The following is a 15,234-nucleotide window of genomic DNA, read 5'->3' as shown; positions in this document are numbered from 1 at the left end:
CGAACTCTCCCGCGCGCGCTTCAGTCGCAGCGATTGTCGTCCCGTATGCCCGCCACCTTGCCAAAGGGCATCCGATGAAAACACTGGCCAAACTTCCCGTCACCATCGTTACCGGCTTCCTTGGCTCGGGCAAGACCACCTTGCTGCGGCACATGCTCGACAACGCCCAGGGCCGGCGCATCGCGGTCATCGTCAACGAATTTGGCGAACTGGGTATCGATGGCGAAATCCTCAAGCAGTGCTCCATCGGTTGCACTGAAGAAGAAGCCAGCGGCCGCGTCTATGAACTGGCCAACGGATGCCTGTGCTGCACCGTCCAGGAAGAGTTCTTCCCGGTGATGCGCGAGTTGGTGGCCCGTCGCGCCGACCTCGACCACATCCTGATTGAAACCTCCGGGCTGGCCCTGCCCAAGCCCCTGGTGCAAGCCTTCCAGTGGCCGGAAATCCGCAGCGCCTGCACCGTCGACGCCGTGATCACCGTGGTCGACAGTCCGGCCGTGGCGGCGGGCACCTTTGCTGCGTTCCCTGACCAGGTTGACGCCCAGCGCAAACTCGACCCGAACCTGGATCACGAATCGCCACTGCACGAACTGTTCGCCGACCAGTTGGCCAGCGCCGACCTGGTCATCCTCAACAAGGCCGACCTGATCAGCCCGCAAGACCTGGCCCGGGTGCGCCTGGAAGTCGCCGAGGAACTGCCGCCGGCGGTCAAGGTCATCGAAGCCAGTAGCGGTCGTGTGCCCCTGGACGTGCTGATTGGCCTGGGTGCCGGTTCCGAAGAACACATCGACAGCCGTCACAGCCATCACGATCATCACCACGAAGGTGAAGACGATCACGATCACGACGCCTTCGATTCGATCTCCATCGAACTGCCCCAGGCGGATGAAAGCCTGCTGCTGGACGCCCTGACGCAACTGGTAGTCAAGCACGGCATCCTTCGGGTCAAGGGTTTCGCAGCTATTGCGAACAAACCGATGCGCCTGCTGATCCAAGGCGTGGGCACGCGTTTCGACAAGCATTTCGACCGTCAGTGGGGCGCCGATGAAGCGCGCACCACCCGCCTGGTGCTGATCGGCCAGGAGCTGGACGCCGCCCAACTCGAAGCACAACTGCGCGCCGCGCTCAGCGTATAAGCCATGCACCTGCTCAGGACCCAGCCCGGCGGTTTCGTTTCGGATGACAATATTGCCGATCTTGGACAGACCCCTGCTGAGCTGGTGATCCTGTGCAGCGGCGACTCCAGCCTGGCGTTGCTCGCCGAAGCCGCGCAACAGTTGCCCGACGACTATCCAAGCGTGCGCCTGGCCAACCCGATGCAGGTGCAGAATCATGCCTCGGTCGACCTGTATGTCGATGAAGTGCTACGCCATGCCAAGGTGATTCTGATCTCGCTGCACGGCGGCATCGCCTATTGGCGTTATGGCGTCGAGCGCCTGGTGCAATTGTCCGAACGTGGCGTGCAACTGATTCTGGTGCCAGGCGATGACCGTCCCGACCCGGAACTCAGCGACCTCAGTACCGTGGGCGCCGAAGACCGCGACCGGCTCTGGCAGTTTCTACGCCAGGGCGGTCTGGGCAATGCCCTGGATTTCTTTCGCTGCCTGGCCAGTCGTTGGCTGGAACGCGACTACCCCTGGGCGGAGCCGCAGGCTTTGCCGCGCACGGCGATCTACCATCCGCAGCGAAGCCCAGCTGTACTAGCCGATTGGCAAGCCGACTGGCAGGCCGGGCAGCCCGTGGCCGCCGTGCTGTTTTATCGCTCGCACCTGCAGGCGGCCAATACCGCCTTCATCGATATTTTCTGCCAGCGCCTGCAGGCGGCTGGGTTGAACCCGCTGCCGATTGCCGTGGCCAGCCTGAAAGAACCCGGCTGCCTGGCGGTGGTCGAGGACTGGCTGGACGAAGTCAGCGCCTCGGTAATTCTCAACACTACCGGCTTTGCCCAGTCGAGTCCCGAAGCGCCGCATATCCGGCCGTTTCGCCGCAATATTCCGGTGATCCAGGCCATTTGCGCCCAGGATAACGAGGCCGGTTGGCAAGCCAGCGACCAGGGTCTCGGCCCGCGGGACCTGGCCATGCACATTGCGCTGCCGGAACTGGACGGGCGGATCATCAGCCGACCGATCAGCTTCAAGGACCTGGCGTGGCGCAGCGAGCGCAGCCAGTCGGACGTGGTGTGCTACCGCGCGCAGCCCGAACGAATGGATTTCGTCGCTGAACTGGCGCGGCGTTGGACCGATCTGGCCCGAGTACCCAACCGCGAAAAACGCATTGCGCTGATCCTGGCCAACTACCCGACCCGCGATGGTCGCATCGGCAATGGCGTCGGGCTCGATACGCCGGCGGCGGCGCTGAATATCCTGCGCGCGCTGCGCCAGGAAGGTTATCCGCTGCCGGATCAACTGCCGGAAAGCGGCACCGCGCTGATCCAGCAACTGCTCGGCGGCGTCAGCAACGACCTCGACACTATTGATCAGCGTCCATGCCAGCAAAGCCTCGGGCTGGATGACTACCTGGCGATGTTCAACGCGCTGCCTGAGGCCAACCGGCTGGCCGTGCTGCAGCGTTGGGGGGCGCCAGAAAAGGATCCGATGTTCCGCAGCGGCCGGATGATGATCGCCGGCCTGCGTTTTGGCCTGACCTTTGTCGGCATTCAACCGGCTCGGGGGTATCAGGTTGACCCTAGCGCGGTGTACCACGACCCGGACCTGGTGCCGCCGCACGGCTATCTCGCGTTCTATTTCTGGTTGCGCAACACCTACGGTGCCCACGGTGTGATTCACGTCGGCAAGCATGGCAACCTCGAATGGCTTCCGGGCAAGGGTGTCGGGCTGTCGCAGCATTGCTGGCCGGATGCGCTGCTCGGGCCGTTGCCGAACATCTATCCCTTCATCGTCAATGACCCGGGCGAGGGCGCCCAAGCCAAGCGGCGCACCCAGGCCGTGATCATCGATCACCTGATGCCGCCGCTGACCCGCGCCGAAACCTATGGCCCGCTGCGCAACCTGGAGCTGCTCGCCGACGAGTACTACGATGCGCAGCTGCTCGACCCCCGTCGGGCGCGGGAGCTGCAGCGCGACATCCTGCAACTGGTGCGCGACAGCCATATCGACCGAGAGCTGCAGCTGGACGAACAGCTGGACAGTGATGCCGACGCGGCCATCTGGCTGCCGCGCCTGGACACTTATCTGTGTGATCTGAAGGAGTCGCAGATCCGCGACGGCCTGCACATCTTCGGCGAGTCGCCGAGCGGTCGGCTGCGCATCGACACCTTGCTGGCGTTGCTGCGTATTCCTCGTGGCGATGGACGCGGTGCCCAGTCGAGCGTGCTGCGGGCGCTGGCGAAGGCGTTCGAATTGGGCTTTGATCCGCTGGACTGTGCATTGGCCGAGCCGTGGACCGGGCCGCGTCCCATTGAACTGCAATCCATCAATGATGATACATGGCGCACCGCGGGCGACACCCGCGAACGCCTGGAACTGTTCGCCACGCAACTGATCGTGCAAACCACCTGTGGGAGCGCAGTGTCAGCCAAACTTGATTTGCCTGACACACCGTATTCGCTCCCGCAAGGTGAGAACTGGGCGCAAGTATCGGCCATCCTCGACCACCTGCGCGAAGCCGTCGCCCCCCGCCTGGACGCTTGCGGCCCGGCAGAGATGCGCGGTCTGCTCGATGCGTTGAACGGCCGCTTCGTCCCTGCCGGCCCAAGCGGTGCACCCAGCCGGGGACGACTGGACGTGCTGCCCACGGGCCGCAACTTCTATTCGGTGGACGTACGCAACCTGCCGACCACCACCGCCTGGCGCATCGGCTTCCAGTCGGCCAACCTGATCCTTGAGCGCCATCTGCAAGACCACGGCGATCACCTGCGCCAGATCGGCCTGTCGGTCTGGGGCACCGCGACCATGCGCACCGGTGGCGACGATATCGCCCAGGCGATGGCCTTGATGGGCGTGCGGCCGGTGTGGGCCACCGGCAGTCAGCGGGTTGACGACTTTGAAATTTTGCCAGTGAGCCTGCTGGACCGCCCACGGGTGGACGTCACGTTGCGGGTGTCCGGGTTCTTCCGCGACGCGTTCGCCAATCTGATCCGGCTGTTCGATGCCGCCGTGCAAGCGGTTGCCGAACTCGACGAGCCCGACGACCTCAATCCGCTGGCTGCCAAGGTGCGTGCCGAGCGGGAAACCCTGTTGCTGGCGGGGCTTGACCAGGAGGCTGCGCGCCGCCAGGCCGGGTGGCGGATTTTCGGGGCGAAACCGGGGGCCTATGGTGCTGGCGTGCAGGGCGCGGTCGAGGGTCGCTTGTGGCAGAGCCGCGAAGACCTGGCCGAGGTTTACCTCAACTGGGGCGGCTACGCCTATGGCGGTTCAGACGAAGGAACGGCTGCCCGGGAACAGTTCGCCCAGCGCCTGAGTCAGGTCCAGGCCGTGGTGCAAAACCAGGACAACCGTGAGCACGATTTGCTCGATTCCAACGACTACTATCAGTTCCAGGGCGGTATGCTCGCTGCCGTCGAAAGCCTGAGCGGGGAAGCGGCGGCCAGTTATCACGGCGATCACAGCCAGCCCGACCTGCCGAAAATCCGCACCCTCAAGGAAGAACTCAACCGGGTTATTCGCTCCCGCGCAGCCAATCCCAAGTGGATCGACGGGGTGAAGCGCCACGGTTATAAAGGCGCGTTCGAAATGGCGGCGACGGTCGACAACCTGTTCGCCTTCGACGCCACCACGCAGTTGATTGACGATCACCAGTACGCGTTGCTCGCCGATGCTTACCTGCTGGACCCGGCGACCCGCGAGTTTGTGCGCGAGCACAATCCCCATGCCCTGCGCGACATGACCGAGCGCATGCTCGAGGCGCAGCAGCGCGGCATGTGGAAAGAACCCGGCGAGTACCAGGAGGCGCTGGAGAATCTGCTGCTGGACATTGAAGAAGATACTTGAGACTGCAATTACCCCCCCTGTAGGAGTGAGCCTGCTCGCGATACTGCGACCATGACCGAGACTGACTAATGACTGAAACACCGCATTTTCCTTTATCCGCCGTGGTCGGCGCCGACGATCTGAAGCTCGCCCTGTGCCTCACCGCCATCGACCCGAAGATCGGCGGCGTGTTGATCGAAGGCCCCCGGGGTATGGCCAAGTCCACCCTGGCCCGGGGCCTGGCGGACCTGCTCGCCAGCGGCCTGTTCGTCACGCTGCCGCTGGGTGCGACAGAAGAGCGCCTGGTCGGTACCCTCGATCTTGATGCGGCACTGAATGAAGGCCGCGCGCGATTTTCGCCAGGCGTCCTGGCCAAGGCCGACGGCGGCGTATTGTATGTCGATGAAGTCAACCTGCTGCCCGATCACCTGGTGGACCTGTTGCTCGACGTGGCGGCCAGCGGCATCAACCTGATAGAACGCGATGGCATCTCCCATCGGCATTCGGCGAAATTCGTCCTGATCGGCACCATGAACCCTGAAGAAGGTGAGCTGCGTCCGCAGTTGCTCGATCGCTTCGGCCTGAACGTTGCGCTCGGTGGCCACACTGTACCCACCGAACGCGGCGAAATCATTCGCCGGCGCCTGGCGTTTGATCATGATCCCGCGGCGTTTTGCGCCGAATGGGAAGCCGCCCAGCACGCCTTGCGCGAGCGTTGTGAGCAGGCCCGGAGTGTACTGGCCAGCATTCCTCTGGATGACCAGGCCTTGGGCAAAATCACTGAGCGCTGCTTCGCTGCCGGCGTCGATGGCTTGCGCGCTGATCTCGTCTGGTTGCGTGCCGCCCGGGCCCACGCGGCCTGGCGCGGTGCACAAGGGATAGGCGAAGAAGATATTGAAGCGGTTGCCGAGTTCGCCTTGCGCCATCGTCGGCGCGAACACACACCACCCGCGCCGCAAGCCAGCCAGCCACCCACAAGCCAAGGTTCGCAGCCAGGGGAAGGGCAGGGCCAATGGGGCGAAATGCCCGCCCAGGCACTGCCGACTGGCGCTCGCCGCGAAGTGCCGAGCTGGCCAAAAAAGCCCTAGGCATTCGCCCTCGATCTGCAGCGGGGGCGAATGCCAAAGCCCGCGCCGGACATCTCGACAGCGGCAAGCAAGGCCCGCAGCGGGTGACGCGCGAAGGTTCGGTCAACTGGCCAGGCACCTTGCTCAATGGGCGACCGCGCCAGCGTGATGACTTGCAATTTCAGGCACGCACTCGCTCGCCCCATGAACTGTGGCTGGTGATCGTCGACGCCTCTGCGTCCACTCGTCGCCACCAGGCACTGAGTGATGCCAAGGGTTTGCTCGCGCAGGTGTTCGATGACGCCTATCGCCAGCGTGCGCGGCTGGCGTTGCTGACCGCCAGCGGTACGACCCCGAGCTGGCAGGTACAAGGTTTAAAGGCGTCCAGCGGTTTGCACGCCTGGCTGGATCAATTGGGTGCCGGAGGCGGCACACCTTTGCTGGCAGCACTGTCCGAGGCGGAACAATGGCTGGCTACGCGGCAAAAGCGCTTGCCCGCCGAGCAACAGCGGCTATTGCTAGTCACCGATGGGCGGTTGAAGGAGTGGCCGATACTGACGTCGCTCAAGTGCCCCGGGCTGCTGATCGACATAGAGCGCGGCCCGATTCGCTTGGCACGAGCGAAGCAATTGGCCGCAGAGTTAATCATCGACTACCGCCACATCGACGAACTTGTCCCCCTGTAGGAGCTGCCGAGAGAAACGAGGCTGCGATCTTTTAATCTCGTGGCCTTTACCGGTTCATCCCGCCGCCCCGTGTCATCGTTTACGACCATCGCTGGCAAGCCAGCTCCTACAGGACGTAACCGGCCCTCAACGAAACAGATTAGTCCGCGCCAACTCGATCACCTCATCCCCGCGCCCGCTCATCACCGCCTTGAGCATGTACAAACTGAAACCCTTGGCCTGCTCCAGTTTGATGGTCGGCGGCATGGCCAGTTCCTGGGTTGCGGTCACCACGTCCACCAGTACCGGCCCGTCATGCGCCAGCGCCCGACGCAATGCCGCGTCCAGATCTTCGCTGGCCTCGACGCGAATCCCGAGGATGCCCATCGCGTTGGCCATCGCCGCGAAATCCGGATTGTGCAGGTCGGTGCCCGTATCCAGCAGCCCGCTGGACTTCATTTCCATCGCGACAAAGCCCAGGGAGGCGTTGTCATAGACGATGATTTTCACTGGCAACCTGAGTTGCGCCAGGGAAATAAAATCCCCCATCAGCATGCTGAAACCACCGTCACCCGACAGGGAAATCACCTGGCGGTCCGGGAAGGCTGCCTGTGCGCCGATCGCTTGCGGCATCGCGTTGGCCATTGAACCGTGGTTGAAGGAACCGAGCAGGCGCCGTTGGCCATTCATCTTCAGGTAGCGTGCAGCCCACACCGTTGGCGTGCCGACGTCAGCCGTGAAGATCGCGTCTTCATCCGCCAGTTCACTGAGCAGGCGGGTCAGGTACTGCGGGTGGATCGGACGCCCTGGCGCCGACGGCTGGGCCAGGTCATCCAGGCCCTGACGGGCTTTTGCGTAGTGCTTGAGTGATGACTCCAGGAAGCTTCGATCAGCCCGATAGGGCAGGCGTGGCAACAGGGCCGCGAGCGTCTCGCTGACGTCGGCGACTATGCCCAGGTCCAGGGCCGTGCGCCGCCCGAGGGCCTGCGGGTCGTGGTCGATCTGGATGATGGTTGCGTCGGTGGGATAGAACTGGCGATAGGGAAAGTCAGTGCCGAGCATCACCAGGGTGTCGCAGTTGAGCATGGCGTGGTAACCGGAGCTGAAACCGATCAGGCCGGTCATGCCTACGTCGAACGGGTTGTCCCACTCCACGTGTTCCTTGCCGCGCAAGGCATGCACCACTGGCGCGCCAAGGGCGTCGGCCAAGGCCACCACCTGATCATGGGCGCCCGCGCAGCCGGCTCCGCACATCAGGGTAACGGCCTTGCTTTGGCTCAATAGCTCGACCAGTCGATCGAGGTCATGGGGCGCCGGCAGGATGCGGGGTTGGGCGAGCGCGGGCCAGGGCTTGAAGGCGTCGTCAACTTCCTGCAACGCCACGTCACCGGGAATCACCACCACCGCCACGCCGCGGTTGAGGATTGCGCTGCGCATCGCCCGGTGCAGCACCTGGGGCATCTGCGCCGGGTTGCTCACCAGTTCGACGAAATGGCTGCACTCCTTGAACAGTTCCTGGGGATGGGTTTCCTGAAAGTAATTAAGGCCGACCTCCGACGATGGGATCTGGGCGGCAATTGCCAGCACTGGCACGTGGTTCCTGTGGCAGTCGAACAACCCGTTGATCAAATGCAGATTACCCGGCCCGCAACTGCCGGCGCACACCGCCAGTTCGCCAGTGACCGCCGCGTCGGCACCGGCGGCGAAGGCGGCGACCTCCTCATGGCGCACGTGCATCCACTCGATACTGTCCATGGTGCGCAGCGCTTCGGTCAGGCCGTTGAGGCTGTCGCCCGTCAGGCCCCAGATGCGCTTGACGCCGGCCTGTTCAAGGGTGGTTGCCAGTAGCTGGGCAAGGGTGATTTTCGCCATGGGGTACTCCGTTTTCCAAAAATCGAGCGATGAATTGTCCTCGGGTTAAAAGAGGACAACTCAATGCCGGTCATGACTCCCCTGTTTATTTCGCGCTCAGGGACAAGCCGCTCTGCACCGGAATCGGATGACGCATCAAGGTGCCGACTGCCAGCGCGCCCAATCCCGCCAACAGCCCGGCAACCAGCAGTAACAAGCTGAAGCCACTGATGAATGCTTGCCGGGCCAGAGGCTCCACCAACGTGCGAGCGGCCTCGGGCAGCAGGCTCATGGCTGCGGGCATGTCCCCGGCGACCACTCGCGAGCTGATACCTTGAGTGTGCTCCAGCCATTGCGGACCCTGGTTCGTCAGTTCGGCGTGCAACACCTGCGAGGAGTGGCTCGTCAGCAGGGCACCGTACACGCCGATTGCCAGGACGATGGCGCTGAAGCGCATGGTGGTGCTCATGCCCGATGCCATCCCCGTGCGTTCGCGGGGCACGCACGCCATGATGTTTTTCTGGGTGTCGCCATTGAGTAATCCGGCCCCGGCGCCGGTGACTGCAATCGCCAGGGCGAAGGGCAGGTAGCTGGCGCTGCTGACCGCCAACGCACTCAACAGGTTGCCGCTGGCGACCAGGGCCAGCCCGGTCGCCATCAACGTGCCTGGCGTAAATTTAGTGGCCAGGCGTGCACCGACCTTCGGGAAAATCAGCATGGTCGCAGCAAACGGCAACATGCCCAGGCCCGAACTTATGGCAGATAAGCCGAGGCCGTTTTGCAGATAGAACGGTAGCAGCGTCATCATTACCTGGGCGCAACCAGCGTAGGCGAACATGCCGAGCAGGGCGCCGATAAACCGCGGATGGCGGAGCAGCTGCAGGTCGACCATCGGCCTTTGCTGCATGCGCTCGATGAGCACAAACGCCCCCATCAATAAAGCGCCGCCGATGAGCCGGGCGTAGGTCAGCGGATTGCTCCAGCCAATGCGGTTGGCCTCGATCAGCCCCCAGATCAGGCACAGCAGGCTGGCACTGAAGGCCAGGCTCCCCCAAGGGTCCAGACGAGCGGACTGCGGGTCGCGCGATTCGGGAACAGCGCGCCACACCATCACCATCAGGAACGCTCCCACCGGCAGATTGAGGTAGAAAATCCAGCGCCAGCCAATGGTTTCCGTGATCAGCCCGCCGAGGGTCGGTGCGGCTGTCATCGCCACGCCCATGCAGGCACCCCAGAACGCCCAGGCCTTGGCCCGTTCGACCTCATCGTGAAATGTATGGCCGATGGACGCCAGGGCCGAGGTCAGCAGCAGCGCTGCGCCAACGCCCTTGATCGCCCGCGCGATGTCCAGGACCAAAGCGCTGGGTGCGGCCCCGCAACCGATAGAGGCCAGGATAAAAATGCCCAGGCCCCACAGGAGGGTTTTCTGTCGGCCGAATCGGTCGGCAATACTGCCCGCCGGCAGCAACAAGGCGGCGAACGCCAGCATGTAGGCGCTGACTACCCATTCGATGTCGGCAAAATTGGCACCCAGGTCGCGGGCAATGGTGGGCAAGGTGACGGCGACGATGTTGGTGTCGAGGACGATCAGTGAGCAAACGCCTGAGGCTGTAAGTAACGTCAGGCGTGGGCTGACCCGGGGTTTGACGAGCATGGCGGTTGTTCTCTAGGGTGGGAGTCGTTCAAGCTTATGGCTGCCAGCTACTGTCCGCGTTAGGCGAGCACCATGACTTCGTTACCTTTGAGCTAATACGCCTATGGATATCCGTCATTTTCGTTATTTCCTGGCCGTCGCCCGTCAGCGCAACTTCACCCGCGCCGCCGAGCAACTGGGTATCGCACCGCCGACTCTGAGCCGGCAGATCCAGGACATGGAAAGCGAACTCGGCACCCGGCTGTTTAACCGCCATCAACGTGACGTCAGCCTGACCGAGGCCGGCGTCGCGCTGATGCCCGAGGCGGACGCTGCCGTGCGCCAGTTTGAGGCGGCGCAGAATAATGCCCGGCGTGCCGGCCGCGGGGACATCGGCCACATTGAATTGGGATATGTGGCCTCGGCAGTCTATTCCGGGCTCCTGCAAAAACAGGTGCAGGCCTTCACTCGCGAGTATCCGGACGTCAGCGTGAGTGTGTGCGAAAGCCCGATGGCCGCCCTACCGGCGATGGTCCTGGATGGACGATATGACGTCGGTTACGTGCGCTCGCCCATGACGTTGCCGGACGGCCTGGAAGCTGTACGCCTGGATGCCGAAGGTTTTGTCCTGGCGGTGTCGGGCGAGTCATGGCTAAGCCGGTTGCCGATGATCAGCCCGAGGCAACTGCAGGATGAGACCTTTATTCTGCCCGAGCAGATCAGCGGTACGTTGCAGGTGGCTGCCGAGGGCGGCTTTGCGCCAAAACTGGGGGCCCAACCGGGTGGATTGGTGGCGGTGCTGGCGCTGGTGTCCCTGGGGCAGGGCGTGGCCGTAGTGCCGGAATCGGTGGTCGGCCATGTGGGTTTGCCCGGTGTCTGGTATCGGCAGATTGACGGCTGTGAGGCGAGTTCGTGGTTGTCCTTGATCTATCGGCGGTTTGAAAAGTCTGCGGCGGTGGGCCGGTACATCGAGCAGATTCGTTGCAGGAGCGAGCTTGCTCGCGATGGTCGTCAACGATAGCGCGGCAAGCCTGTCACCCTGCAGCGCCCTCAGGTTTTTCGCGAGCAAGCTCGCTCCTACAGATTTTGTAATGATTTCCATGTGTAGGAAAAATAGGATTCCGCTGTACGCTTGGAATCCTTATTTTCCCGCAGGAATTGCATGAACACCCTCTCGGAGCCTCCCAGTTACCCGATCGCCCGGCGCCGCCGCGCAGTCTTGATGCACGCGAAGCACCCAGTCTTCCGCCCCCAGATATCCATTTCCCAAGTATTTTCACGGCCTGTGCGCCGCGCTTTGCCGTGCCTGGCATTCTGAATCAACTGAAGAGGTAGAGAGATTTTCATGGAATGGATTGCTGATCCCACCGCGTGGCTGGGCCTGTTGACCCTGATTGTGCTGGAACTGGTACTGGGTATCGATAACCTGGTGTTTATCGCGATTCTGGCGGACAAACTGCCCCCCGAGCAGCGCGACCGCGCCCGGCTCATCGGTTTGTCCCTGGCGTTGTTGATGCGCCTGGGCCTGCTGGCCAGTATTTCCTGGCTGGTGACCCTGACGCAGCCGCTGTTCGAGGTGTTCGACAAGAGCTTCTCCGGCCGCGACCTGATCATGTTGTTCGGTGGTGTATTCCTGCTGTTCAAGGCCACCATGGAACTGCACGAGCGGCTCGAGGGCCATGTCGGCGAGCGCACGTCCAATACGGCGTACGCGATGTTCTGGCCAATCGTGGCGCAGATCGTCGTGCTCGACGCGGTGTTCTCCCTGGACGCGGTGATCACCGCCGTGGGTATGGTTGATGAACTGGCGGTGATGATGATCGCCGTGATCATTTCCATTGGCCTGATGATCGTCGCCAGCAAGCCGCTGACCCGCTTCGTCAACGCGCACCCGACAGTGATCATGCTGTGCCTGGGCTTCCTGATGATGATCGGCTTCGCGCTGACCGCCGAAGGCTTGGGCTTCCATATTCCGAAAGGCTACCTGTACGCGGCCATCGGCTTCTCGATCCTGATCGAGGTCTTTAACCAGATCGCACGCGCTCGTCGCAAACGCTCGGTGCAGGGCGTGCGGCCGATTCGCGAACGCACCGCGCATGCCGTGATGCGTTTGCTGGGCGGGCGCACGCTGGCAGCGGAGGAGGTCGACGACGAGATCGCCGACCTGCTGGACAATGGCGAGGCACCGAGTGAAGCGCTATTCGACCGGCGCGAGCGGGTGATGATCAGCGGTGTATTGCAGTTGGCCGAGCGGCCGATCCGCACCTTGATGACGGTCCGTGCCGACATCGATCACATCGACCTGGCGGATGACGCCGAAGCCATTCGCGCGCGGCTGATGCACTCGTCCTATTCGCGCCTGCCGCTGATTCGCGACGGCGCGGTGGACGAGCCCCTGGGCTTTGTGCACAAGAAGGAATTGCTCAAGGAATACCTGGCCGGCAACGAGCCGGACCTTGAACACCTGGCGCGCAAGACTATCAACCTGCTGGACAGCTATTCGATCCTCAATGCCCTGGAGCAGATGCGCAAGGCCTCGACTCACATTGCCTTCGTGGTCAATGAGTTCGGTGACTTCGTCGGTTTGCTGACCATGACCGACATCCTGGAATCGATTGCCGGTGAGTTGCCTGACGCCAGTGAAATCGAAGGCCCGGACGTGATTGAGGACAATGGCGGGTTCATCGTCAGCGGCGCCTTGAACCTGATGCGGGTGCGCCAGCGCACTGGTTTCGCGGCAGAACCCACCGAGGACTATCAGACCCTGGCCGGCCTGGTGGTGAGTGTGCTGGATCGCCTGCCGGTCATCGGTGACAGTCATGAGTGGGACGGCTGGCGGATGACCGTGATGGCCGTTGAGGAGCGCCGGGTGACGCGCGTGTTGCTGGTGCCTCGCAGCGTTTAATCTTGCCGGGCCCTTGAAGGCCTCATTGCAAGCAGGCTCGCTCCCGCAGATTTTGTGATCGATCACAATTTCCTGTAGGAGCGAGCCTGCTTGCGATTTAATCTCTCAGCTGGCGCACGTTCAGAATCGGCGCACCCAGCACCCAGCATCCAGACCAGGAGAAATACCCATGAGCATCACTCGATACGGCACCGGCAGCACTGCAGGCGGCGGCCAGCCGCGGCCCTTCGCCCGCGCCGTGGAGGCCGATGGCTGGCTGTACGTGTCTGGCCAGGTCCCGGCGCTGGATGGCGAGATCATCGTCGGCGGTATCGTCGAGCAGACTCACCAGACCATGAGGAATCTGGTCGCGATCCTCGAAGAGGCCGGTTATGGCCTGAAGGACGTGGTTCGTACCGGTGTGTGGCTGGAAGACCCGCGGGATTTCTGGAGCTTCAACAAGGTGTTTTCCGAGTACTTCAGCCCTGAGCATGCCCCGGCCCGGGCGTGTGTGCAGGCGAACATGATGGTCGACTGCAAGGTTGAGATTGATTGCGTGGCCTACAGGAAAAAAGCCTGAATCGTCACCGAATGCAGGACAGCGGCTGTGTGACGTCGCGAAATCCGAGGAGTTCGACCATGACTACTGCCCCAATCAACGTCGCCGTGGAAAAAGGTGCGGCCTCCACCGGCGCCAGCCTGGTGCGCGACGTCAGCCTGCCGGCCCTGGTTTTGCACCGGGAAGCGCTGGAACACAACATTCGCTGGATGCAGGATTTTGTGCGCAACAGCGGCGCCGAGCTCGCCCCCCATGGCAAAACCAGCATGACGCCGGCTTTGTTTCGCCGCCAACTGGATGCCGGCGCCTGGGGCATTACCCTGGCCAGCGCAACCCAGGCCCGTGCCGGCTACGCCCATGGCGTGCGGCGGATACTCATGGCCAATCAACTGGTCGGCACGCCGAACATGGCGTTGATCGCGGATCTGCTGGCAGACCCGGGCTTTGATTTTCACTGCATGGTCGATCATCCGGATAACGTCGCCGACCTCGGTGGCTACTTCGCCTCGCGCGGTGTGCGCCTGAACGTGATGATCGAATATGGTGTGGTCGGCGGCCGGTGTGGCTGCCGCACGGAACAGGAAGTGCTTGATCTGGCCAAAGCCATCTGTGCGCAACCGGCACTGGCACTGACCGGTATCGAAGGCTACGAAGGTGTGATCCACGGTGATCATGCCGAGAGCGGAATTCGCGCGTTCGCCACCTCCCTGGTGCGCCTGGCGGTCCAGTTGCAGGACAGCGGCGCATTCGCCATCGCCAAGCCGATCATCACGGCCTCGGGGTCGGCCTGGTACGACCTGATTGCCGAATCGTTCGAGGCGCAGAATGCCGCCGGACGCTTTCTCAGTGTGCTGCGTCCTGGCAGCTATGTGGCCCACGACCACGGCATCTACAAAGAGGCGCAGTGCTGCGTGCTCGAGCGTCGCAGCGACTTGCACGAAGGCCTGCGCCCGGCACTGGAAGTCTGGGCCCACGTGCAGTCGCTGCCGGAGCCGGGGTTTGCGGTGATTGCCCTGGGCAAGCGCGACGTCGCCTATGACGCCGGACTGCCGGTCCCGTTGCGGCGTTACCGGCCGGGGGTGGTGCCTGCAGTGGGCGACGACGTGGGTGCCTGCAAAGTGACTGCGGTCATGGACCAGCATGCGTTCATGACCGTGGCGCCCGGGGTTGAACTGCGGGTGGGGGACATCATTTCCTTCGGCACTTCCCATCCATGCCTGACGTTCGACAAGTGGCGGGTAGGGTGTCTGGTGGATGAGCAGTTGAATGTCATCGAGACCATGGAAACCTGTTTTTAACAGTCAAGACCGAGGTGCGGCAATCGCGAGCACGCTTTGCTCCCACAGTGGCCGCAGGATCAATCGCGGTAGAATACCTGCACCAGGTGATAACCGAACTTGCTCTTGATCGGCCCGTGCACCACCCGCAATGGCTTCTTGAAAATCACTGCGTCTATCACCCCGACCATCTGTCCGGGCCGCACTTCACCCAGGTCACCACCGCGTTTGCCGGACGGGCAGGTGGAGTATTTTTTGGCCAGCACATCGAAGGCTTCGCCCTTGGCGATACGCTGTTTGAGCTGCTCGGCTTCTTCCGAGGTTTTCACCAGGATATGGCGGGCTTGAGCTTTCATTGGAAGTACCTTGC

11 protein-coding genes are annotated in these 15,234 nt (G+C 62.8%); 8 read left to right on the top strand and 3 right to left on the bottom strand.

Translation table 11 applies throughout. From position 1 onward, the window contains the following. Positions 1-74 precede the first annotated feature (74 nt). The 4 genes from cobW to UB23_RS01495 all read left to right on the top strand — a co-directional run bounded on the left by cobW (position 75) and on the right by UB23_RS01495 (position 6,681). A complete protein-coding gene (cobW, locus tag UB23_RS01510) occupies positions 75-1,136 on the top strand; it encodes a cobalamin biosynthesis protein CobW (protein WP_045057574.1) in 1,062 nt (353 codons plus the stop codon). 3 nt (positions 1,137-1,139) lie between these two features. Continuing rightward, positions 1,140-4,949 carry a cobaltochelatase subunit CobN gene (gene cobN, locus UB23_RS01505; protein WP_045057573.1) on the top strand — a complete coding sequence of 1,270 codons (3,810 nt, stop codon included), beginning with the start codon at positions 1,140-1,142 and terminating at the stop codon, positions 4,947-4,949. Between the two features lie 68 nt (positions 4,950-5,017). Beyond that, a complete protein-coding gene (locus UB23_RS01500) occupies positions 5,018-6,016 on the top strand; it encodes an ATP-binding protein (protein WP_045057572.1) in 999 nt (332 codons plus the stop codon). Further along, positions 5,941-6,681, top strand: coding sequence for a vWA domain-containing protein (locus UB23_RS01495; RefSeq protein WP_082069108.1), 741 nt, complete (start codon positions 5,941-5,943; stop codon positions 6,679-6,681). The genes UB23_RS01500 and UB23_RS01495 overlap by 76 nt, the downstream gene beginning before the upstream one ends. 126 nt (positions 6,682-6,807) lie before the next feature. Here UB23_RS01495 and poxB read toward each other — a convergent pair whose 3' ends face one another. Both poxB and UB23_RS01485 read right to left on the bottom strand, forming a co-directional pair. Then, positions 6,808-8,532: a ubiquinone-dependent pyruvate dehydrogenase gene (gene poxB / locus UB23_RS01490; RefSeq protein WP_045057571.1), complete on the bottom strand. Its 1,725-nt coding sequence runs from the start codon at positions 8,530-8,532 to the stop codon at positions 6,808-6,810. Between the two features lie 85 nt (positions 8,533-8,617). Then, positions 8,618-10,165: an MFS transporter gene (locus UB23_RS01485; RefSeq protein WP_045057570.1), complete on the bottom strand. Its 1,548-nt coding sequence runs from the start codon at positions 10,163-10,165 to the stop codon at positions 8,618-8,620. Between the two features lie 103 nt (positions 10,166-10,268). On the opposite strand from UB23_RS01485, the gene UB23_RS01480 reads away from it, so the two are divergent. The 4 genes from UB23_RS01480 to UB23_RS01465 all read left to right on the top strand — a co-directional run bounded on the left by UB23_RS01480 (position 10,269) and on the right by UB23_RS01465 (position 14,885). After that, positions 10,269-11,165, top strand: coding sequence for a LysR family transcriptional regulator (locus UB23_RS01480; RefSeq protein WP_045057569.1), 897 nt, complete (start codon positions 10,269-10,271; stop codon positions 11,163-11,165). A gap of 324 nt (positions 11,166-11,489) precedes the next feature. Then, positions 11,490-13,049, top strand: a complete 1,560-nt coding sequence (locus tag UB23_RS01475) for a TerC family protein (protein WP_045057568.1) — start codon at positions 11,490-11,492, stop codon at positions 13,047-13,049. A gap of 169 nt (positions 13,050-13,218) precedes the next feature. After that, positions 13,219-13,608 carry a RidA family protein gene (locus UB23_RS01470; RefSeq protein WP_045057567.1) on the top strand — a complete coding sequence of 130 codons (390 nt, stop codon included), beginning with the start codon at positions 13,219-13,221 and terminating at the stop codon, positions 13,606-13,608. Between the two features lie 59 nt (positions 13,609-13,667). Further along, the gene (locus tag UB23_RS01465) at positions 13,668-14,885 is read left to right on the top strand and encodes an amino acid deaminase (RefSeq protein ID WP_045057566.1); all 1,218 of its coding nucleotides are present in this window, start codon (positions 13,668-13,670) and stop codon (positions 14,883-14,885) included. Positions 14,886-14,944: 59 nt separating this feature from the next. Here UB23_RS01465 and UB23_RS01460 read toward each other — a convergent pair whose 3' ends face one another. Continuing rightward, entirely contained in the window at positions 14,945-15,220 is a 276-nt protein-coding gene (locus tag UB23_RS01460; protein ID WP_007898282.1) for a peptidylprolyl isomerase, read from the bottom strand. Positions 15,221-15,234 lie beyond the last annotated feature (14 nt).

Origin of the sequence: Pseudomonas sp. ES3-33 (assembly GCF_000952175.1) — a bacterium.
GTDB classification, from domain to species: domain Bacteria; phylum Pseudomonadota; class Gammaproteobacteria; order Pseudomonadales; family Pseudomonadaceae; genus Aquipseudomonas; species Aquipseudomonas gregormendelii.
The sequence above is the reverse complement of the archived record's forward strand: the minus strand, read 5'-3'. Positions and strand labels throughout refer to the sequence as shown.

What these genes read in the sequence shown, in the direction of transcription:
- cobW (WP_045057574.1), top strand. Translation starts at nt 75, where the DNA reads ATGAAAACACTGGCCAAACTTCCCGTCACCATCGTTACCGGCTTCCTT.
- cobN (WP_045057573.1), top strand. Translation starts at nt 1,140, where the DNA reads ATGCACCTGCTCAGGACCCAGCCCGGCGGTTTCGTTTCGGATGACAAT.
- UB23_RS01500 (WP_045057572.1), top strand. Translation starts at nt 5,018, where the DNA reads ATGACTGAAACACCGCATTTTCCTTTATCCGCCGTGGTCGGCGCCGAC.
- UB23_RS01495 (WP_082069108.1), top strand. Translation starts at nt 5,941, where the DNA reads ATGGGGCGAAATGCCCGCCCAGGCACTGCCGACTGGCGCTCGCCGCGA.
- poxB (WP_045057571.1), bottom strand. Translation starts at nt 8,532, where the DNA reads ATGGCGAAAATCACCCTTGCCCAGCTACTGGCAACCACCCTTGAACAG.
- UB23_RS01485 (WP_045057570.1), bottom strand. Translation starts at nt 10,165, where the DNA reads ATGCTCGTCAAACCCCGGGTCAGCCCACGCCTGACGTTACTTACAGCC.
- UB23_RS01480 (WP_045057569.1), top strand. Translation starts at nt 10,269, where the DNA reads ATGGATATCCGTCATTTTCGTTATTTCCTGGCCGTCGCCCGTCAGCGC.
- UB23_RS01475 (WP_045057568.1), top strand. Translation starts at nt 11,490, where the DNA reads ATGGAATGGATTGCTGATCCCACCGCGTGGCTGGGCCTGTTGACCCTG.
- UB23_RS01470 (WP_045057567.1), top strand. Translation starts at nt 13,219, where the DNA reads ATGAGCATCACTCGATACGGCACCGGCAGCACTGCAGGCGGCGGCCAG.
- UB23_RS01465 (WP_045057566.1), top strand. Translation starts at nt 13,668, where the DNA reads ATGACTACTGCCCCAATCAACGTCGCCGTGGAAAAAGGTGCGGCCTCC.
- UB23_RS01460 (WP_007898282.1), bottom strand. Translation starts at nt 15,220, where the DNA reads ATGAAAGCTCAAGCCCGCCATATCCTGGTGAAAACCTCGGAAGAAGCC.